Genomic DNA, 21,051 nt, shown 5'->3' on the forward strand with positions numbered 1-21,051 from the left:
CAATGAAAAAGACTCTTATTGCAATCATGCTTTCTCTTTCAACTACTGCGGTCTACGCAAACTCTGATCACTCAAACATGGATCATGGCAATATGGACCATGGGAAAATGGATCACAGCAACATGTCCAACAATAAGATGGACTACTCAATGATGAATATGGAGGGTATGTCCGACGTTGGTATGCCAGCCAAAGGCGCTAAGCCAGATAAAGTGGTTCACGTGATTCTTGATGATGATATGACCATCAAGTTTAAAAAAGAGGTGAAGATTGAACCGAATGATGTTGTGCAGTTCGTCGTGATGAACAAAGGCAAGATTGACCATGAGTTCACGATTGGTTCGGCGAAAGAGCAACTAGAACACCGTGAAATGATGAAAACAATGAGTCATCATGCCCACGATTCAGGTAATGCTGTGACGGTTAAACCGGGTAAAGCCAAGCAGATCCTTTGGCACTTCCACGGCGATAATAACGTTGAGTTTGCCTGCAATATCCCTGGCCACGCTGAAGCTGGGATGGTTAAGAAAACAACTCTTTAATATTACAGAGGCAGCGAAAGCTGCCTCTTTACTCTCGTACCGTTAAGCGATGTTTAGCCTAAGAACTACTTAATTTGCGCAAGTTTTAGATACGAGTGCAACTCATCATTTTTCAACTCAACTGCAGAATGAATATTGACTGACGCCTTGCCAATCACCGCCAAGTTGTATCTGTTTTGGCCTTTATGGATCTCAACCAACAACACACCATCATCCAAGGACCACTGCCCCGTTGTTTCGAAACGGTCAAACAGCCGAAATTCATCTAGCGAGCCATCACCATGAAAAATCAGCTCGGTAATGTAGCCACCGGTACAAGTTTTAATCCAATGAGTGTTCTCTACGTCTTCACGTTTTATATCACGTTTCGTGCCTAGCCAAAGCTGAAACTCTGTCGATTGGGCCAAACCTAAAGGAATCTGAGATACATCAACCAACTCCTTTGTTTCACACTCTCTCAAATACAACTGCTGCAATAAGGCGCTTTTGTCCATTGGTTGTCATCTACTTCAATTTGTCATCACCCTATTGTCTATGAGTTGTTACTTTAATTCTTAAACATAGGTCTTACATCTAGAAAAGAAAAAAGACCCACGACGGGTCTTCAAATAAAGTCTTTGTTTGGTTTTACGCGCTTTGCTTTAAGCCACTTCTTTGCGAAGTTTCTCAAAGAAGACCGGATATTTAGTACGAATAAAGCGCTGTTCATCGACCATTATTTTAAACGTCGGTCCCTTTCTGAGTTGGATGATCACTTCATCTTTGTCAAAACGAAGTACCGCACCTTCAACCTCGATAACGTTCTCTTCATTGAGGTTGAGCACACCTTTTACGGTCAACCCCTGATACATATTGGTAAAGTTATTAGAGACCATTCTAATGCCGCCTTCAGACACCTCAGTCACCTGAAACATCTCGTCACCGAACCGCACGAAAGGCCTAGCTCGCTTAGGATACTTTAATCGGTAGTACTTGCGTTTTTGTTCAACGTCATTCATAGACTTAGTCCCATTTCACACTGCATATTGAAGCAGGTCATCCCTTTATTATAGCTCTATCATCCATAACATGGTGGAGGAGCAATCAATGTACTGAATATATTACCTAAGTTATCGGCAAATTGCCTAAATTCTTCACCATTATGTTAGGTTGAAGATGACGCAATACACTCGCTAGCGCCCTGATAGATAAGATATACTTGCTGGTTCAACCAAGGAGCCTATCCATGTATTTATGGCGTTATCTCATCTGTTTTATCTCTCTTCTTCCTTCACTAGCCTACGCAGAAATCACCCATTACGTTCGTTGTCAGCACTTAGGTAAAGTCAGCTATGGGAAACTGGTTGAGGACAAAATCTATCCGCTCCAAGGCGATTTGTTCTCTTCGACAGCGATTTCATCAAATACGATTAATCTTAACGCTGTGACCTTATTGGTACCGACCAAGCCCGAGAAAGTATTTGCCGTTGGGATGAATTACGCCAGCCACTTGGCTTCTCCTGCGAATCAGCCGCCACCAATATTTTCTAAGCTACCGTCTTCTTTAACCCTTTCCGGTGCGCCCATTAACGTCCCACAAGGTGCCACTAATGTGCATTTTGAAGGTGAGCTTGTCATTGTTATCGGTAAAACGGTTAAAAACGCATCCGAACAAGAGGCCAAGCAAGCGATATTCGGCGTCACTGTCGGCAACGACATTACTGAGAGAAACTGGCAACACAGTGACTTGCAATGGATTCGAGCCAAGGGTTCAGATCGATTCGGCCCAATCGGCAGCAGTATTGCCGTCGGCGTGGATTACAACAATGTGGAGCTCACTACCCGCCTAAACGGCCAAGTGGTACAGCAAGAAAACACTCGAAATATGATTCATAGCCCCGCAAAAGTGGTCAGCTATCTAAGCAAGCACTTTACCTTAAAACCTGGCGATTTGATTTATATGGGGACTCCAGGGAAAACCAAGGCGATGAAAGATGGTGATGTAGTGGAAGTATCGATTGAGGGTGTAGGTACTGTGGAGAATGTGGTTAGGTTTTGATGGATAGAATAAAGCCGCTCAGGTGAGCGGCTTTATATTGGATTAGAAGAGGTCTATAGATGTTTCATCTAAGAACATATTAGGTTTTATGTCTTGGATACGTTCTTCAACTTGTCGATTTAACTCAGCTTGTTCTTCTTCAGTGATAAGTATTTCGAATACGGGACCACCATCTTTGTCAACTACTGGCCGGTTGTTCTTCACAAGCATTTTTTGAGTAATTCTCGAGTCTTCTTCTTGTTCTCCTCCCAGTGCTCCCGATATACGGTTGTAATAATAAGTTTTCTTTCGGTCTGGTCGGATTATTACGTTTCCAGTACTATCTTTTTCGCCTTGAGAATATGAGTAGTATAAGACTCTGGCTGCTTCCGCGTACCCCAAATCTATTGCTTTGTTTATCCACTTTGTAGCTTCATCCAAATGCTCAGGATCTAGCAAATAATAGTACAGAGAAACCATGGCAGGGGCGTGACCTTGGTTTGCAGCTAGCCTTAGGTACGGAAGTTTATCTTCAAATGACTCCCAATATGTATTGTAATCGAGGAATTGATACCCACCATTGGGGATTGCATTGCTAACCAGCTCTTTGTATTTAGTCTGGCGATAAAAAGGGATGTATTCCCACCACTCTCTTTTGGTTATTTTTAGGGCAAAAGCAGCCTTTCCATCGCCATTTTGGGCGAGTCTTGTCCATCCTTGTTGCGCTTTAGGGAGCCACTTTTCATCACAAGGCCAACCAAGGTAGCTACATGGTGTATTCACATATAATTTGCCTCCTCCCATAACACCCATTGCCCATGGGTCTCCCATCTGAGCGGCTTTTAAAAAAGTGTTTCCTGCATCAAAGTGTTGACCGTTTTTATACTGCGTTATCGCAAGCCAAAATGTCGCGTGGGCACTGCCACTATCTGATTCTTGTTGGAATACTTGCTCAGCTTGTGCGTATATTTGTTGATTAAATAGTCGAACTCCTTCGTCGATTGGCTCTCCAGCCCAAGTGGCTGCGTGAAAAAATAACAAGGAAGTGATTATAAGTTTCTTCATTTTTAACTCTTTGGTCGCCAGTTGCAAATAGTGTATCCCATTGCTTTTAGCTGTTCTTCCCGCTCATATTGACCTGCTGGTAGGGTAGTGTATTTGGTCAGCTGGCTAGCTCTATATTCGGAAGTACGAGGCTTTTTCTCTAGGATTAGGTGTTCTTTGGTAAGCCAAAACATAAACTCGTTAAATTTATCATACTCATCGTTCAATGATTTCATGTACTTAGTTTTGTCTTTATCATTTGGATTTTCATAAGGCTGTGATAAACCTTTGAGGAAAAAGTCACGCATACGAATTGTATTTTGGGCATAGCGTTGCCATTGCATTTCTTTATCAAGCTCAGTTGGTTGCTTTAACCTCATTCTTTGGACCGCGTTTTCAAAAGTAACTATTTTTCCTTTAGTTGCCTTATCTGCCCCTAACCATTTCAATATTTCATTAATCGCTTTTCGCTGTTTTTCATTTTTTGTTGCAGCAAAATTTCGCTCACGCTCCTTGTCACCGAAAAAAGAAGTTGAGGGAATGTCATTGTAATTAATTAGCACTGTCAATAATTTTGCCATTGTCTCAGCGGGCATATTTTTTATCCATTTCTGGTTTTCTTGTTGGTGCTGTTCAGAAAGCAAAAAGTTGGCAACAAAGTAGGCATTTTTTTCGTCAGTTGCTTGCTTCTCCATATCATCAATGATGTTAAATGGCAGCATCATCACTTGCCCGATTGTTAAGCCAAATGCAGCGGCTACCGTCAGCACCTTATTGAATTCGGCAAAACTGTTGGCTTTGCCAGACTCGTCAAAAAACTCAAATCGCTGAAAACCCTTGTTGTTCATGACGCCAAGCAGTGCAGCAAAGAAATCATCAGCGGCTTTAGGGTTTAGCTCAGTGGCAAATTTGCCGCCAAAACCAATACCCGTCGTGGCAGCCATGGCGGTAATAAAGATAAACCGGCCATTATTGAACGTGCACTGGAATACACCATCATACCCAATCCCCGCCGAGACTTTAAAGCCAGAACTGACTTTAAACAGATTTTGCTTTGCGTTTTTTTGATCTTTTGCCCAATCTAACTTACAGCTCAGAACCCCGCCAGCTTCTAGTCCGGCAAACGCTTTTGCTTCCGCAGTAGCTCCAGCCGCAAGCGTGCTGGCGTGGCTGCCTTGCTGACCTAAGCCGGACACATTGTAATTGGTATAGTCACTTCTGCTTGGTACTGTTCCTTTGATGCCGAGAGGACGGACTTCTTGTTCTCCTGAGGACTCTTCCATATTGCCGATGTGGAGCTGAGTAGACACTTTTAAGCTTGCCGCGAGCACACCATAGACCTTTCCTTCTATTTCAAGCACGGCGGAGCCGATGTTTTCAGTATGACGCTTTTCGTCGTCACGAACACGGTAGGGGATGTCCAACTGCATGTCCCCACTCGCTGGTAGTCTGAGTGTTATCTTTTGCTCGGTACTTGCCAGCGAGAAATCGGTTTGAAAATCGGCTTTTAACGTGCCTTTGCTGTATGTGTCTTGGTCAATCGCGGTACTAGCACTGTAGGTAAAACGAGCAAATTGTGCTCCTCCACTGGTTTCTGTCATTGCGGTAATGCCAAGTGTTTCGTTTTCGTACTCTTTACTACTCCAAGGAAAAATGACATCGCTGATATTCGCCCAGCTAATCGATTTTTCAAATTTTAAAGAGGAGAGAACTGCATCAGAAGAGCCACCCAGTGCTTGTTTAAATGCCTTAGATAGTTGCTCTTTTTGTCGATTAACAGAGGTCGTTAAATTTAAGTTAACAATTGAAGTGCACTTTTTGTTTTCCGCTATATCGGTAGATAGTACAGGGCTGTCTGACAGAATATATAATAGCTTTTTGGGGTCAGAAGACAGAGCACATTCAACAACGGTTCTTTGGTTAACACCGCTGTTGGCAAATATATGGTTGTCTAAGTTTTTCGGCTTCCATTGGGCTTCATGGAGCACAACACTTCGATCCGATGTTTCTATGACAGGAATGTCACCGACGAAGGTTATGGATGTTCTTTGGTAGTCAAAGTTTGGGGAGTCAACTCGCTCGCTCGCCTCCGTACGTAAGGCCTTGCAACGTTCTTGCGCATTTTCAGCGAAAAGGAACAGTCGCTTAACGTATCGGTTATAGCTGTCGTTGTTACCAAATCGCTCAGAAAAATCCCGGATTCGGATCGCAATCTCTTGTAGTAATATAAGGTTCAATATATAGGCACTGTAATAACCAAGCTCGCTAGCAATAGACGTGTCTTCGTCAAGCTTATCTAAGTCGCCGATTAATGCATCGATGCTCGGGCTTTTGTTCTCAAGCTCCTCACGAATAGATTCAACAGTTTGCCACCCTTTAAAGAGCTCATCTTTGTTTAAGCACTGTTCTTTAAGGTAGGTCCCTGTCTGATTCAAACGATGCACAGCTGCAAAAAATTTTCGGTAACTAATTCTGTTTTCGCTATTGGCATTGAAGAAAGCCATTGGCTCCCATTCAAATTGTTGGTTGTTTAGTTTTGTAATGACAGCATGGGCTTTATCTTCCCAGTAACAGTAAACGTCGTAAGCCTTCTTAAGCGAAGGTAGTTTACTGGTGCTTTTTAGGTCTTTACTATCAAGAGAGTCGTTCAGGCCAATGGATTTTTTCTCTTTATTGATGGTTTCTAGTGCGTCGTAGATGTTCAGCTCGATATTTGAGCTATAGAATCCGTGCTTATTTGAAAACTTGTACTGATGGCCTTGCTCGTCAATGGTTGTACTGGCTGCTTGCTCCATTGCTTGTTGCTCAAACTTATTGATCGCTTCATCCAGGCCTTCGATGAGTTCTTGCTGTAACTTACGTAATTGTTTGACTCTGAGTGATTGGGCGCCATCAATCGCATCTTGCTTGAGCATAACTTCGCCAAACGCCCCCTGTATAGGGACGAGGCTACCAATTGCTTCGTTTTCGATATTCTCAACGGCTTTAGAGTAAGTCTGTTCGATACGATCAATTTTTACGCTAACGTTGACTAAGGTAATCTCGATATCATCATTCGGGAACGTCAGCTCATTATTGCTATACGCTTTCTTTAAAGCAGAGCATTCAAGCAGTGCTTTACGGTAGGCCGCGACCTTATTATCGCCAAGCTGACTCAGGAATACTTCATGGGTAATGCTGTTAAACTGATCCATGACGCCTAGCTTGGTGAGTTGGGCCAACACTGTTTTGTTATCACCACTTAATGCTTGCTGGCAACGCTGATGATCCTCGATGACATACTGCTTTGCGTCTTTGGTTAGGAGAAGCAACATTTGTTTTCTTGTATGTGGATGTTCTGGGACATATAGAGCATCCACATACTTAGGAGTCGAGCATTGAGCGAGCACCAACTGGTTGTTTGGAAAGGTTTGTTTTTCTGCCCGTGCACCTGATGTGTTGTCGATTTCTTCTGGGAGTATGAGTTTGTTGCCATCGAAGATAAGGTCGATATCTTTGATCTGTTCAGCATTTAGCTTTTGTAGTGTAGCCACATCGGTATTGTAGTGTTTGGCTAGCTGAGAGAGGGTTTCTCCTCGTCGTATCACGTGGGTTTTCATGCTAGTAATTCCTTGACGAGTTTGTTTGAAAGGAGGGACAACGAAGTTCGAGTTTTGCCATTTTCTATAACATCAACGAAATAGCGCTTTGATAGCAGAGGAGATATTTGAGCAGATATTGCGTCTCCTAAAATACCGTCTATTTCAGTTCGCTCACCATACTTAGCTATTTTGGACAGCGTGTATGGTGAATAAAAACGCAGTAAGAATAAACGCCCATCTTCACTCTTGGCAGTGATTTTCTCTTGTAAAGTAGTGATTGCAGAGTTTTGGCTGATCTCGTTGGGGAAAGTAAAAAGGACGCCGCTAGAAGCCCAGTTAGGATCCGTTTCCCATTTTTTCCATACAGCACTTTTAGGATCGATACGTATCCAGATCGGGCTGAGATCCATTTGGTGCTGCCAAATGGTACCTAAGTACAATGGTTCCCATTCGTTTTCATTTTGAGCACATATTATTTTTGCATCTGGAACCCGTATAGTATCCAGGACTAAGTAACTATGATCATTTGTCATTTTGATTTATGCACTCACAACTAGTTTTAGAACAGCTACCATCTATCTGTTTTTGACACAGTTCTGAAATAGGTAGATCTAAAGTTGCTATGGCTGGAAGCAAACTTGTCATCGAAGCAGAAGTCGGTGCTATAAGAACCTCCTCCGGAGCAGCCAACGCCTCTAACCCCATTGGCATTGCTGGAGCTAAACCACCAAATCCGCTGCCGCTGCCTGCGCTGCCACCGGAGTTCATATTGATTGCTGGGCCAACGACATGGACGCCACCTGCATCGACTTTGACAAAACTTCCGCCGGCTTTGATGGTGATGCCGCTGCCTGCATCTAAAACGATTTTGTTGCCTGCTTTTAGGTGTACTTCAGAACCTGCATCGATGGCGGTTTTGCTGTTCACTTTTTGCTGAAGTGCTCCGCCAATACTTACAGATTTATCGGCGACGATCTTTTCACGCGACTCACCTTGAACCGTTGTATGACGGTTGTTTTTGGTCAGTTCAAAGCTATCGTTTTCAATCTTTAAGTAATCATCACGTTCAATTTTGGTCACGTGATCATTTTTGATTTCTACATCCATGTCTTTTTGTGCATGGAGGTAAACACGCTCTTGCTCTACTTGATCTTCAAAGCTCAGCTCATTAAAACCTTGGCCTTGGTAGGTCTCTGATCTAATCGCTGTTTTGGTTTTGTGCTCAGGTAAAGGATACGGAGGTATATTGACTGCATTATAAGTTCTGCCCGTGATGAGCGGCTGATCAGGGTCACCATTGAGGAAAGAGACGATTACTTCATGGCCAACTCTCGGTATCGCCACACTACCAAACTGCGAACCCGCCCACCCTTGGGAGACTCGGACCCAACAAGAACTGTGTTCATCGGTATTTGAATAACGATCCCAATCAAAATGGACTTTGACGCGGCCATGTTTATCACAATAGATATCTTCGCCCTCAGGACCAACTACCATTGCGATCATCGGACCATCAACTCTCGGTTTAGGTGATGGTTGCGCTTGCCAAACTCTATCTGCTGGAATCACTTCAATATGGTTGGAGTAAGTGGTTTCTCCAGTGTTGCCTTCTTCTTCCAATGCTTGGGGCTGTGTACCGAAATGGTGGCTTGCAACGACGACCCACTCTCGGTTGACCGTAGCGTCGGGATGATCTTGCAGCTGAAACTTTTTACCTGATAGTAGCGAACCGTGGTTACTTTCCCCTAGCACAACTCGCGTATTTCTGCGCAGAAACTCTAATCGAGCTCTACTTATCTGCTGGCCTAAAGCGTCGCTTTTAAACCTTCCTGGAAAGTCGAAATGTTCATAGACATCAGCTCGCTGCGCACCCAGTTCTTTACCCTGCGCTTGCTGCGTAAAATCGTACGCTGGCTTTTTGAAACTGTAGTCTTGAAGCTCACTATGGCTGACGCCAACTGTTGATTGGGTCGAGAAAGTGCTGATGTATGGCTGCTCAACGATTCCACCACTCAAATTAACATAAGGAACTGGCTGCTCTATCGCGATTAAGCCATCATTAGAATCCGTAAATAGTAGCGTGTGTTTACCTTGCTCGTGGACAAAGCTATAGCTCAGCCCCTCTTCTGCGGCCAATCGATGCAAAAAATCCAGATCAGACTCGCGATATTGCGCTACAAATTCCCGCTGTAGATATTCATGCTTTAAGACAAACGCATAGTCAGTAATCTCCATCTCTTGGAGTATAATTGAGATGATTTCAGGTATCGTTTTGTGCTGAAAGTGTCGAGAGTTTCGACGTAGGGATAGACGCTCTAGCGCTGGCACCATGGTTAACTGATAAAACGTGTGATGATGCCCGGTATTACCCTTACAAAACTGGCGAACAATGCCGTTGAGCTGTTGGACAACCTGACCGTCTTGGACCAGTTCGAAGTCGACTGAGCGATCAATGAGGTCACTAGGGACCAGATCAGAGTGTCTGCTTGCGAGTTTAAACTCGAATCGAAAACCGTTATAGGCAACGCCATTACGGTCAACAGTACTTGATATGCTATCACTGCCTGAGTACTCAATAACGCTTAGAGTATCGTGTTCAAACCCATCGATATGAATATTCAAGTTGAGCGTTGGCATTATCAAAGTCCTTATGGTTACCGTTCAGGTAGACAGCATTGTGAACAGCATATAAAGCAAACTTAATACCAACCAATAATACCAATAAATACAATTACTTAATTTAAGTCTAACACTCAAAAAGCGAAAACCCGCCCTTTATGAGCAAATTTTTACTTGCGAGCGTCTAATTCTAAAGGTTCTGACCGCAATCGAACCGTACTAGAGCAACTTAAATGTCCGATTTCTCCTCACTAGAACAGTTCTATATAGGGCGAGTCAATCGACCTAACTAAATTACAAGACGGATTAGTATAAGCGGTTAGAATAGATGTTCTAAAACGCCCTATATTCACTTTACTTTTTGTACAAATGGGCATAAATTCCGCTCAATTACTTAATCTATTAGAGTCATTATGTCTGAGCAGCGTTTAGGCAATGGGATGGCTGCCTTTTCCTTCCTATTGTGGGGCCTACTCCCACTCTATTACCAATTTTTGCCGAATGCGGCGACCGATGAGCTATTGGCAATAAGGCTCATTGCTTCAGTACCATTTGGTGCCGCTATCGTATTGCTTATCACCAAACGTCTACCAAATTTCAAAGCAATTTGGGCAGATAAACGCTCTCTAATGTACTCGACCGCTGCGTCACTGATGATGTCGATGTCTTGGTGTGCTTTTACGTGGGCACTAACCAATGATCGAGTCATGGATGCAAGCTTGGGCTTCTTTATCAGCCCTATCACTATGATGACGCTTGGTATCTTTTTCTTAAAAGAGTCGCTGTCTATTGGTAAAAAAGTCGCGTTAGTCCTTGCCTGTATTGGTTTGGGTTACCAAATCATCCACTATGGCGAGGTGCCCTATATTGCTTTGACGATGGCGATATTTTTCACGTTTTACGGCTGGTGTAAGAAGAAAGCTAACTATGATTGGAGCACTGGCCTGTTTGTAGAGGCGCTCGTATTGCTCCCGTTAGCGCTCGGCTATATTTTGCTTAAGGAGTGGACCGTCGGAACCGAGTCACTTCATTCAGGGGCGATGACCCTTGCTTTATATATTGGCGCAGCTCCAGCAACGTTATTGCCTTTGGTGTTCTACTCGATTGCAATTCGCCTGACGACTCTGTCAACGATCGGGCTGATGCAGTACATCGAACCGACCATTCAATTCTTCTTGGCTGTCTATTTGTTTGGGGAAGCCTTCGATGAAGTCAAACTCATCAGCTTTACTTTTATTTGGGCAGGTTTGATCTTTACGATATTTGACAGCCTACGCTACCGTTACATTGCTAAGTATCGATAATCGATTGACCCAATAAACAAAACCCCCTGCCATACGGTAGGGGGTTTGCGATTAGAAGCTTACACTCAAACTGCCTTGCCAAATCATTCCAACGGTAACAATCGCTACGACTCCTAGCATTCCAGCGCCGAATTTTTCTTTGCCTTCGAATGGGTTAATGCCCTGCTCTTTCTTAGCCTGAATATAAAAGTAGAGACCCGGTATGTACAGCAGTGCTGAGAGCAGTAAATAGTTAAGGCCTGACGCATAAAGCAGCCAAAGTCCGTAAACCGTCGCGCCCGTACCAATTAGTAATAAACTGCCTTTATTCTTCTCTTCAATAGCGATTTTAAGAACAAAAGCGCCCACAAGGAAATAAGGCACTAAGATCATTTCTGATGCAATGATTAGTAAAGTGTCGTAAGTACTGCCAGCAAACATAACGAAGATTAGAGAGACTTGAATCCACACGTTAGTCAGCGTCAAAGGTTTAACTGGGCTGCCTGCCTCGTTAAGCTCAGCATACTTTTTCGGGAACATCTTCTCTTTTGCACATAAATATGGCGCCTCTGATGCCAGTACTGTCCAGCTAAGAAAAGCGCCGCAAACTGAGATAAGTAATCCCACACTGATAATGTACTGTCCCCAAGGGCCGAGAATGTGAGTCAACACTTTCGCCATTGATGGGTTCTGGTAACTTGCCAGCTCAACAGGTTTAACAACGCCCATAGATAACAGCGTGACAAACACGTAGATCGCGAGTGCAGTGAGTAGACCCAGTATGGTGGCACGTCCGATATCTTTACGGTTACGCGCTCGGCTAGAGACCACGACCGCTCCTTCGATACCAATAAATACCCAGACCGTCACCAACATAGTGCTTTTTACTTGCGTCATCAGATCGTGGCCGTCACCGAAGTGCAGACCAGTAAAATCTAACGTGAACGTATTCCAACTAAAGGCAAACATTGCTGCGATGATAAATATTAGCAGCGGTACCAACTTGGCATAGGTGGTCACCATATTAATCAATGCGGCGGTTTGCACTCCTCGTAACACTAAGGCGTGCACCATCCAAAGTAAGCAAGATGCTCCGACAATGGAGATAAGGGTGTTACCTTGACCGAATATGATATTGTCAGGTGTATCAAACAGCATGCCTAAGGTACTAAAAACAATAACCAAGTAAGAGACGTTAGCTAACATCGCACTTAGCCAATACCCCCAAGCAGAACAAAAGCCAACAAAATCACCGAAACCGGCTTTTGCATAACCAAATACACCGCTATCAACATGAGGGCGATGCAAAGCCAACTTCTGGAAGGAAAGGGCTAAAAAAATCATACCAATACCAGTGATCATCCAACCAATGATCACGGCAGCTGGACTTGCCACTGAAGCCATATTTTGTGGCAAACTAAATACACCAGCACCGATCATTGAACCAATGACGATCGCTGTTAAAGAACTCAAGCCGAGTTTGTTGTCCATTATTATTTCCGGAGTTACCGTTCAGGAAGGTGCAATATTACGCCTAAATGTCAGCGATAGTTAGAGGCTGTGTGAGCTATGTCGCGCACATCCAAAGCGAATCTTCTATTTCATTGTCACCGATCAATTCATGGAACGCATTCTAATTCTTTTGACCTAAAACATTAACCAAAAACATCGTAATAAGACCATCAAAATCAATATTTAAAGGTAATTTCACTATCTTTAAATGAGCATAAAACACATTAATCTACTAGCCATTAACACTCTAATTACGATTTCAACAAAATAATATGCAATATGATTGAATAACTCGCATAAAACAGAACATGGTCTAAACTTATTTTCAGTGGCTGAGATGCATCAACAACCGCTCTTAGTATCCATTACTTCCTGTTTGTACGGTCGCTTTATGCGGCCAATTTTTTTGCCTGCTCAAAACTAAAAAGGCAACCGAATGGCTGCCTCTTGTTCTGTTCAATGTTCTAGTGGTTAGCGCCGTCATTCCGCTGACCAAACTCTGCTTGCTGGTATATGTCTGCGAGTGTCCTATCCTTCTTGGGCTTACCACTCTTAGATTGTGATGCGTGCTGATTATCTTGGCTATGTATAGCTTTTTCATGCGCTTTCGCTGATTGGATAAAAGCTGGATCAGCCAAAGCTTGTTGGCGTAGGCGGTTAACGCGTTCAATTGTTTCTGACAACATAGTACACCTCCAGTTACCTGTATCTATATCCAGTATAGTTCGGTATAAGTTAACGTCAAGCATTTTACTGTATATAAAACCAGTTAACGTTAATAACTCTCTGATAGGAATAACCTTACCTCATTATTAATTATAGACATAAACATCTAAAACTATATATTCGATAGGTAATTCTTATCAAAAAGTGATAGGCAGCACCTATTGCAGCTATCTATATCTCCTACTTCAGTCATCGTGAGCAAGCTTTTAAACTTAGCGACAACTTAGACAAAAATGATAGAAATTATGAAAGCGATCGTTGTGGAAGGCGGTGCCATGAGAGGCATCTTTGCAGCAGGTGTATTGGACAGCTTTATTGAAAGTGATTACTTCCCTTTCGATTTTGCCATTGGTGTCTCTGCAGGTACCTCAAATCTTGTCGGATATCTGTCAAAGCAAAAACATCGAAGCTACAGCGTCATAACCAAACTTGCTACTCAGCGTTCTTTCTTTGATCCTAAGCGGTTCCTAAAAGGGGGAAGCCTTGTCGATGTACATTGGCTGGTTTCTCAATCAGAGCAAAGCTATCCAATGAACCGAGATGAACTGTTTTCAACCACCCCGCTTTGGGCGGCCGCAACGAACATTGAAACAGGTCAAGCTGACTACTACAACGTCACTTCAGACAATATTGAACAAGTACTGGAAGCGACCGCAGCACTGCCGATTGCTTATAAGCAGACCCCATGTTTCTCGGGTGGCTGTTATGCTGATGGAGGTGTTGCTGATTCGATTCCTGTCATTGAAGCGTATCGACGTGGTGCAAAGGAAATCACGGTGATTCTATCTCATCCACTCAGTTATGAGATGCCTGAGAGTAAAAGCTCTTGGCTAATAAAAAGGCTGTTAAAGAAACACCCGATGATAGGTCAAGCAATGCAAGAAAGAGCAAGGCGCTACAACCAATCGTTGGATTTTATTCGCAACCCACCTCAAGACGTCATCATTCGTGTCATCGCGCCACCTGAGTCATTCTCAGTTAAACGGCTCACAATGAAGCAAGAGGTATTGAACGAAGGCTATGAAATGGGGCTAGAAGAGGGAGAAAAACACCTCTCAAGTCGGAAAGGTGTTTTCGGATTAACTGACGAAAATTGTCACTTCTGCTTATAAGCGTTAGTGAGCAATATCAAGCTGATTATCTTTCACACCATTTACGCGGAACCAACCAGCAATGCTGTAACGTTCCGCGTTAGTCGGCAGAACCTCGTGAGGGAATTGCTCAGAGAAGAAGACAAATAAACGACCCGATCTTGGTGGGATCGTCGCAATATGATTATCGTTAATATCGTAGACGACCAACTCGCCCGCATCGTCTTCAGACCAAGATTCGTTCATGTAGAATACCGTCGTTAAGCGACGGTTTTCATTACCTTTAAAGCAATCTAAGTGCTTCTGGTAAAAGTCACCTTTTTCAAACTTAGCGAAGTGCGCTTCATATTCAAACAAACCTAGGAAGAAATGGCGGTTCGCTTCAAGTCGGATCTGTTCCATTTTGTCTAAGAATGAACCCACCGCTTGACCCATGTCACGACGAAGCCACTGGATCTTGTCACTTCGGATAGCACTTTCACGCATAACGTCATCGTTACGCCCGATACGTGCTTTCTTCCAATCTTCAGGGATAGCGTCTCTTAGTTGTGATACTTCATCTTCAGATAGAAAGTCGTCCCAAACGTAATAACCCTGAGTGAAAAGAGCATCGATAAGTTTGTTCATGAATGGCTGTTGTCCAGTGATTAAATCAAGGACGCCTTATACACAAACGCAGCCACCAGCCACAAATCAGACTTGTTACCTTTACGATAAATGTTGTTGATTAGACTCTACAAGCCCGACAAGTTGAGCTCTACAGGAGTTCCTAACCAATAAGCAAAGTCGGTGTGGTCTTTGAGGTCATCGCCCGTCAATGCGTGAACCAAAACAGAAAATGACTGACGGTGATTTTCTAGCCAAGCAATAAGCGCTTCAAAGTCTGACGAGGTAAACGTAATCGAGAAGCTCCACATTAAGTGTGGACCGACCAATTTCTCGTTAAAGTTACCAACGGGCAGTGAAAATTGCTCGATCACTTGTTGGCGTAACTGTTTCGCTACGCCAGCGGAGGGTTGGTCAAAATAGATGTGAGCGTGGTAGTTTTCATGGATATTTTTAGGAAAAGTCATAATATCATTTTGATTGTTATCTATATTTCTATACTAGCAACTATGCCCTTTCTCTACCGCTTTACTTACAATCATTACATTTCAGCTACGCAACAATACCTTGTTCAACCGCATATTTAGCCAACTCAGCGGTACTGTGCAGATCAAGCTTATGCTTAATGTTCTGACGATGAGTTTCAACCGTGCGGTAGCTAATATCAAGCAGTGACGCAATCTTCTTACTACTGTTGCCCTCTGCAACCAGTTTTAACACCGCTTCTTCTCTACGGCTCAAGGGGTTGGGCTTTTGGATGTTAGGAATCACCTCCTGAGAAAAGAGTGTTTGTGTCGCTGACTCGCAAAAATAGGTCGAACCGAGATAAACCGTTTTAATGGCTTGTACCATGCGCTGAGCACAGATCTCTTTGAGCATATAACCGACCGCCCCAGCTTGCATCACCTTCATAATATACTCACGATTATCATGCATGGTGAGCATCAGCACTTTCGCATCGGGTATCGACTCTCTGATAATACGTGTCGCATCAATACCATTCATCAGTGGCATACTGACGTCCATTAGCACTACGTCCGGAAGTAGCTTTTTGACCACTTCCACCGCTTCAACACCATTACTCGCAGAGCCAATGACCTCAATATCGGGTTCGGTTTGCAGTCGCGCGATAAATCCATCGAGTACAACTTGGTGATCATCAACAATCACCACTTTAATTGGTTTATCCATAAACTAATCCATCCAATTCCAGTAATACGGTTATCTCTGTCCCAAAGCCGGGCTCACTCTCTATTTCAAAGTCACCACCGATAAACTCCACTCTTTCACGCATATTACGCAGCCCTATTCCTTGCTTTTTTAGCGTAGAGTTAACATCAAAGCCGACGCCATCATCACGGATAATAAGCTGAAGCATGTTGCCCATTTGCTGCAAAATCACGCTCACTTTTTTCGCACTGGCATGCTTTTCAATATTTGTCAGCGACTCTTGCGCCACGCGATATAGCGTTGTCGCTACTTCTGATTGTAACTTACCAGGCTGAGTGGATAGTGAGGCTTCTATCGTTATGCCAGAGTGAGATTTAAAATCGAGCAACAAGCTGTTCATTGCGGCCTCAAGACCGATATCATCAAGAGCACTGGGTCTTAAATTGTGTGAAATATGTCTGACCTCATTGATTGCGGTCATCAGCGAGTTTTGTGATTGCACGATATGCTGTTGCAACGGTGCATCATCAATCTTACTCGCGAGTAGCTCGAGGTGACACTTACTCGAAACCAAGAGCTGATTAATCCCATCATGAAGCTCGCGCGCTAGGTGTTTTTTCTCATCCTCTTGAAACATAACTGTTTTATGGGCCAGCTCTTTTAAGCTGCGATCGGCCAAACGATGTTCATGTAGGTTAACTGCTAGAGTAATCACAACAATAACGCCCACCGTCACGATCATAATCACAATCACGGAAAAGAACGTCGTCTCAATATTCTTGTTCACTTCAGACTTGAGATTCGCGACTTCATAAGTGATATCTTCAATGTACAGACCCGTTCCAATCATCCAACTCCATTTATCTAGCCATGCCGCGTAACTGAGCTTGATGACGTTTTCTCCGGTTGATGGCTTTTGCCACAGATATTGATGAAATCCGCCTCCACTCTGTGCTTGAGCAAGTAGTGCTTCAATAAGATGATCGCCATTTTCATCTTGAATATGTAGCAAGTTTTGCCCAATAAGGTCTGGCATGATCGGGTGAACTAAGTTGGTTCCTTGCTCATCGTAGGCAAAGAAGTAGCCGTCTTTATCCTTGCCATAACGAAGCTTAGATAAGATTTCTCTCACCTGCTGCTTGGCGATCTCTTCAGGCATATCGGGATCATTATAAATATGAGAAATGGCATCGAAGGCAAGGTCGACGTGATCTTTTAAGGCAGTTTCTTTAGAGCGAATCAAGCCATCTTCAAAAATTTGAATCTCTTTCTCGCCGAGCGTTTTAGCTTGATGAATTGAGATCCAACTAGTTAAAGCCGTAACGAGCAATAATGGCAATAAACTGAGTAAGATCAGTTTGGCTTGTAGAGGCATTCCTTTTCCTCAGATAACAACAAAGGCTGCTTCCCTTCATGGCAAGCAGCCTCACTTTATCAGTTGTTACCTCATTAGCGTAACTTTTCGATCACATTCCATAAAATTCTGGGAAGACCAATAAACTCGCCAAGACAAGAATTTGGATAGCAATGAATGGCATGACCCCACGATAGATATCACGTGTTGTTACGCCTTTTGGAGCAACACCCTTTAAGTAGAATAAGCTAAAGCCAAACGGTGGCGTTAAGAACGAGGTTTGTAAGTTCATCGCAATCAATATCGCGAACCACGTCATATTGATGCCCATCATTTCAGCCACTGGCGCTAAAATTGGAACAATAATAAAACATATTTCTACGAAGTCGATGAAGAAGCCTAAGATAAGGATCACTAGCATGGTGATGATTAGGAAACCCCATTTCTCGCCTGGAATCTGTAGCATCCACTCTTCTACAAGATAGTCACCACCTGTGTAGGTGAATGCCATAGAGAAGGCAGTTGCACCCAATAGGATCGCAAATACCATTGCGGTGACTTTTACTGTCTCTTTTGACGCGGCATACACCATTGACCAACTAAACTGACGATACAATACCGCGAGAACGATCGCACCTGCACCACCCAACGCCGCAGATTCTGTCGGTGTCGCGACACCCGCAAAGATCGAACCCAATACGACAACAATCAGAGCCAATGGCGGCACAACCGCTTTCAGTGCTGCAATCACTTCATCTTTACGGCTGATGTCACCCTCACTTGGGATAGGCTGAGCCGCTTCGGGGTTGAGCTTGGCATAAATCAAGATATAGATAACGTAAGCGCCGACAAGAACAAGGCCGGGCCAAACCGCAGCTTGGAACAGATCCCCGACAGGCACACCGAGTACATCACCAAGTAGGATAAGGACAATCGAAGGTGGGATAATCTGCCCCAACGTACCAGACGCACAGATAGTGCCGCAGGCAAGACCTTTATCGTAGTTATACTTGAGCATAACGGGTAGCGAGATCAGGCCCATTGCAACAACAGAAGCACCAACAACACCAGTCGAGGCCGCCAGTAAGGCACCAACGAGTACGGTAGAAATCGCAATACCACCGCGTACTCCACCAAACAGTTTACCCATCGATTCAAGCAACTGTTCCGCTAGGCGAGTCTTTTGCAAAACAAGCCCCATGAAAACAAACAGAGGTACAGCCATTAAGACTGTATTTTCCATGATAGATTGGATTCGGTATGGCATGAAAGCAAACATGTCCATACCTTCTGCCCACACACCGAAGATAAGCGCAATACCACCAAAGGTAAACGCAACAGGGAAGCCAAGTAGCAAAGCAAACAAGGCAACAAAAAACATTACAATACCGACCATTGTTGTCTCCTTACTTTTGTTCTTGAGCGTGCATGAGGTGCGGGTTAAAAATCTTGTTCAATGAGTGCAGTAGCAAACCAACACCACTGATGGCCATAAAAAAGAATGAAAGCGGGATCATCGCTTTAATGATCCAACGGTAAGGTAAGCCGCCCGGATCGCCTGATGTCTCTCCTAATGCATAACTCTCTTTCGCAAAGTCGATACCGTAGTACGCCACCAGCAAACAGAATGGGAGCAAAAAGAACAGCGTGCCGAGTAGGTCAATAATGGATTGCGCCTTATGAGATAAGCGCTCATAGAATAGGTCGACCCTCACATGCCCCCCCGCTTTAATCGCATAAGGAACACCGAGTAGGAATACCGCTGAGAATAAATGCCACTCCATTTCTTGAAAAGCGATGGAGACATCGTTAAAGACATATCGCATCACCACGTCATACACAACGTTGGCGAGCAATAAGATAAACAGTATGCTTGAAAGCCATCCTAAGAAATCACCAAAGCGATTAAATAGGCGCTCTACATAAATTAGGCTTCTCATTCCCTACTCCATGGAATTTTGAAAATCGCGTCACTATCAATGGTGACGACAAGTTGTATTTAATTAGGTTTCTTGGGCTTGATAGGGTAAGTGACAATGTCACCTACCCTAGTCGATAGTTATATTTATTGAGCTTGGCTGTTTAGGTACGCACGGTGCGAGATATCCGTCCATGAACGTACTTGCTTCAAGTAATCAGCTTGAGATTTTTGAATCTCTTTTGCTAGATCATCTTTTTCAGCATGCTTAGCCAGTAGGCGGTCATTGGCTTCACGTAGCGCGCCCATCACTTCTGGTGGGAAATCTTTAACTTGTACATCTGGATATTCAGATTTGATAGAAACCCAGTTTTTACCACTTTCGTGAGTCGCTTGAGTGTACATGTCATAAGCCGCTGTACGCATTGCTACACGTAAAATTTCACGCAGATCTTCTGGTAGACGCTCGTAAGTGCGCTTGTTCACAAGGAATTGAAGCTCTGAACCTGGCTCATGCCAACCTGTATAGTAGTAAGGGGCAATTTTGTGGAAGCCCATACGCAGGTCAAGTGAAGGTCCAACCCACTCTAGAGCATCAATCGTACGACGCTCGAGAGACGTGTAAAGTTCACCCGGGGCAATGTTTGTTGGCTTAGCACCCAGTTCCGCTAGGATTTCACCCGCGAAGCCAGGAATACGCATTTTCAGACCTTGTAGATCTTCAACTGAGTTGATCTCTTTTTGGAACCAACCACCCATCTGAATATCCGTGTTACCACCTGGGAATGACAATAGGTTATGCGGAGAGTAAACCTGCTCCATTAGCTCCATACCGCCACCATGGTAGAACCATGCATACTGCTCAGCCGGTGTCATACCGAAAGGCATAGAAGTAAAGTAAAGTGTGTTTGGTACTTTGCCTTTCCAGTAGTACGAGCCAGAGTGGCCAAGATCGTACTGACCAGATTTCACCATATCGAAAATACCTAGAGGTGCTTTGTGCTTGTTCGCAGAGTCGATACGGATTTGTAGACGACCATTCGACATTTTTTCAGCCATTGCCGCCATATTTTTCGTCGCATCACCGAATACTGGGAAGTTCGGTCCCCATGTTTCAGCCAGTTTCAAGCGATAAACTTTTTCAGCGGCACTCGCTGATGTCGCCATAACAGCAAGTGCTGCTGCCATCGCCGTGCCTTTTAATACTCGTTTTAGAGATTGTTTAATAAGACTCATGTTCACGTCCTTTGTTTAACGATCATACCTTTCTAGGTACCTTTTGTTTCACTTATAGAGTGAGTTATCTATAAGCAACATAAAATCAGCGTGAACACGGATAAATTTTAACAGCTGCTATTAAAACTAGACTAAAGCACTACGTAGTAACACGTACTACAGCGGCTAATACATAGATAATAAGCATTAAATACAATTAGTTATACGAAAAACAAAAAAAGCAAACATGCAGATTATACGTAGTGAAAGTAATGAGGACTAAATTAAGTGAATAGTAAGATGTGTGACAAAGATAAACTTTTGCCATCTAAGAAATGAAAAAGCCCCGACAGTGTCGAGGCTCTCAAGCATG

Annotated in this window: 19 protein-coding genes; 4 read left to right on the forward strand and 15 right to left on the reverse strand. The window is 43.7% G+C overall.

Annotated elements, in window-relative coordinates:
• Positions 1 to 2 precede the first annotated feature (2 nt).
• Positions 3 to 542, forward strand: coding sequence for a copper-resistant cuproprotein CopI (gene copI, locus VIA_RS16260; protein WP_004414291.1), 540 nt, complete (start codon positions 3 to 5; stop codon positions 540 to 542).
• A 65-nt stretch (positions 543 to 607) separates the two neighbouring features.
• Here copI and VIA_RS16265 read toward each other — a convergent pair whose 3' ends face one another.
• On the reverse strand, positions 608 to 1,036 hold the full coding sequence (locus tag VIA_RS16265; protein ID WP_004414292.1) for a hypothetical protein: 429 nt from the start codon (positions 1,034 to 1,036) through the stop codon (positions 608 to 610).
• Positions 1,037 to 1,183: 147 nt separating this feature from the next.
• The gene (locus tag VIA_RS16270) at positions 1,184 to 1,540 is read right to left on the reverse strand and encodes a PilZ domain-containing protein (RefSeq protein ID WP_004417721.1); all 357 of its coding nucleotides are present in this window, start codon (positions 1,538 to 1,540) and stop codon (positions 1,184 to 1,186) included.
• 227 nt (positions 1,541 to 1,767) lie between these two features.
• On the opposite strand from VIA_RS16270, the gene VIA_RS16275 reads away from it, so the two are divergent.
• Positions 1,768 to 2,580, forward strand: a complete 813-nt coding sequence (locus VIA_RS16275; protein WP_004414294.1) for a fumarylacetoacetate hydrolase family protein — start codon at positions 1,768 to 1,770, stop codon at positions 2,578 to 2,580.
• A 42-nt stretch (positions 2,581 to 2,622) separates the two neighbouring features.
• Here VIA_RS16275 and VIA_RS16280 read toward each other — a convergent pair whose 3' ends face one another.
• From VIA_RS16280 to VIA_RS16295, 4 genes are read right to left on the reverse strand one after another with little or no spacing between them, the layout of a single operon-like run.
• On the reverse strand, positions 2,623 to 3,624 hold the full coding sequence (locus VIA_RS16280) for an SEL1-like repeat protein (protein WP_004414295.1): 1,002 nt from the start codon (positions 3,622 to 3,624) through the stop codon (positions 2,623 to 2,625).
• A gap of 2 nt (positions 3,625 to 3,626) precedes the next feature.
• The gene (locus VIA_RS16285; protein WP_004414296.1) at positions 3,627 to 7,202 is read right to left on the reverse strand and encodes a LysM peptidoglycan-binding domain-containing protein; all 3,576 of its coding nucleotides are present in this window, start codon (positions 7,200 to 7,202) and stop codon (positions 3,627 to 3,629) included.
• Positions 7,199 to 7,717, reverse strand: a complete 519-nt coding sequence (locus tag VIA_RS16290) for a DUF4123 domain-containing protein (protein WP_004417719.1) — start codon at positions 7,715 to 7,717, stop codon at positions 7,199 to 7,201. Before VIA_RS16290 ends, VIA_RS16285 begins: the two co-directional genes overlap by 4 nt.
• Positions 7,707 to 9,821 (reverse strand): type VI secretion system Vgr family protein, encoded by a 2,115-nt coding sequence (locus VIA_RS16295; protein WP_004414297.1) that lies wholly within the window; start codon positions 9,819 to 9,821, stop codon positions 7,707 to 7,709. Before VIA_RS16295 ends, VIA_RS16290 begins: the two co-directional genes overlap by 11 nt.
• 395 nt (positions 9,822 to 10,216) lie before the next feature.
• On the opposite strand from VIA_RS16295, the gene rarD reads away from it, so the two are divergent.
• The gene (rarD, locus tag VIA_RS16300) at positions 10,217 to 11,107 is read left to right on the forward strand and encodes an EamA family transporter RarD (RefSeq protein WP_004414298.1); all 891 of its coding nucleotides are present in this window, start codon (positions 10,217 to 10,219) and stop codon (positions 11,105 to 11,107) included.
• A gap of 51 nt (positions 11,108 to 11,158) precedes the next feature.
• Here the strand turns inward: rarD and VIA_RS16305 are convergent, their stop codons facing one another.
• Together VIA_RS16305 and VIA_RS16310 are read right to left on the reverse strand one after the other, a co-directional pair.
• Positions 11,159 to 12,577 (reverse strand): basic amino acid/polyamine antiporter, encoded by a 1,419-nt coding sequence (locus VIA_RS16305; protein ID WP_004414299.1) that lies wholly within the window; start codon positions 12,575 to 12,577, stop codon positions 11,159 to 11,161.
• A gap of 485 nt (positions 12,578 to 13,062) precedes the next feature.
• The gene (locus tag VIA_RS16310) at positions 13,063 to 13,284 is read right to left on the reverse strand and encodes a hypothetical protein (protein ID WP_004414300.1); all 222 of its coding nucleotides are present in this window, start codon (positions 13,282 to 13,284) and stop codon (positions 13,063 to 13,065) included.
• Between the two features lie 285 nt (positions 13,285 to 13,569).
• Between VIA_RS16310 and VIA_RS16315 the strand changes: the two genes are divergently transcribed.
• The gene (locus VIA_RS16315; protein WP_004414301.1) at positions 13,570 to 14,436 is read left to right on the forward strand and encodes a patatin-like phospholipase family protein; all 867 of its coding nucleotides are present in this window, start codon (positions 13,570 to 13,572) and stop codon (positions 14,434 to 14,436) included.
• 3 nt (positions 14,437 to 14,439) lie between these two features.
• On the opposite strand, the gene VIA_RS16320 is transcribed toward VIA_RS16315, so the two are convergent.
• The 7 genes from VIA_RS16320 to VIA_RS16350 form a co-directional block, all read right to left on the reverse strand.
• On the reverse strand, positions 14,440 to 15,042 hold the full coding sequence (locus VIA_RS16320) for a 2OG-Fe(II) oxygenase (RefSeq protein ID WP_004414302.1): 603 nt from the start codon (positions 15,040 to 15,042) through the stop codon (positions 14,440 to 14,442).
• A 107-nt stretch (positions 15,043 to 15,149) separates the two neighbouring features.
• Positions 15,150 to 15,488, reverse strand: coding sequence for a DOPA 4,5-dioxygenase family protein (locus tag VIA_RS16325; protein ID WP_004414303.1), 339 nt, complete (start codon positions 15,486 to 15,488; stop codon positions 15,150 to 15,152).
• Between the two features lie 85 nt (positions 15,489 to 15,573).
• Positions 15,574 to 16,212 (reverse strand): response regulator, encoded by a 639-nt coding sequence (locus VIA_RS16330; protein ID WP_004414304.1) that lies wholly within the window; start codon positions 16,210 to 16,212, stop codon positions 15,574 to 15,576.
• Entirely contained in the window at positions 16,205 to 17,566 is a 1,362-nt protein-coding gene (locus tag VIA_RS16335; protein WP_004414305.1) for a cache domain-containing protein, read from the reverse strand. Before VIA_RS16335 ends, VIA_RS16330 begins: the two co-directional genes overlap by 8 nt.
• Before the next feature lie 91 nt (positions 17,567 to 17,657).
• Positions 17,658 to 18,941, reverse strand: coding sequence for a TRAP transporter large permease (locus tag VIA_RS16340; RefSeq protein WP_004414306.1), 1,284 nt, complete (start codon positions 18,939 to 18,941; stop codon positions 17,658 to 17,660).
• A 10-nt stretch (positions 18,942 to 18,951) separates the two neighbouring features.
• Complete coding sequence (locus VIA_RS16345) at positions 18,952 to 19,485, reverse strand: TRAP transporter small permease subunit (RefSeq protein WP_004414307.1); 534 nt, start codon at positions 19,483 to 19,485, stop codon at positions 18,952 to 18,954.
• A gap of 125 nt (positions 19,486 to 19,610) precedes the next feature.
• Positions 19,611 to 20,699 (reverse strand): TRAP transporter substrate-binding protein, encoded by a 1,089-nt coding sequence (locus VIA_RS16350; RefSeq protein WP_004414308.1) that lies wholly within the window; start codon positions 20,697 to 20,699, stop codon positions 19,611 to 19,613.
• Positions 20,700 to 21,051 lie beyond the last annotated feature (352 nt).

Origin of the sequence: Vibrio orientalis CIP 102891 = ATCC 33934 (genome assembly GCF_000176235.1) — a bacterium.
GTDB classification, from domain to species: Bacteria; Pseudomonadota; Gammaproteobacteria; order Enterobacterales; family Vibrionaceae; genus Vibrio; species Vibrio orientalis.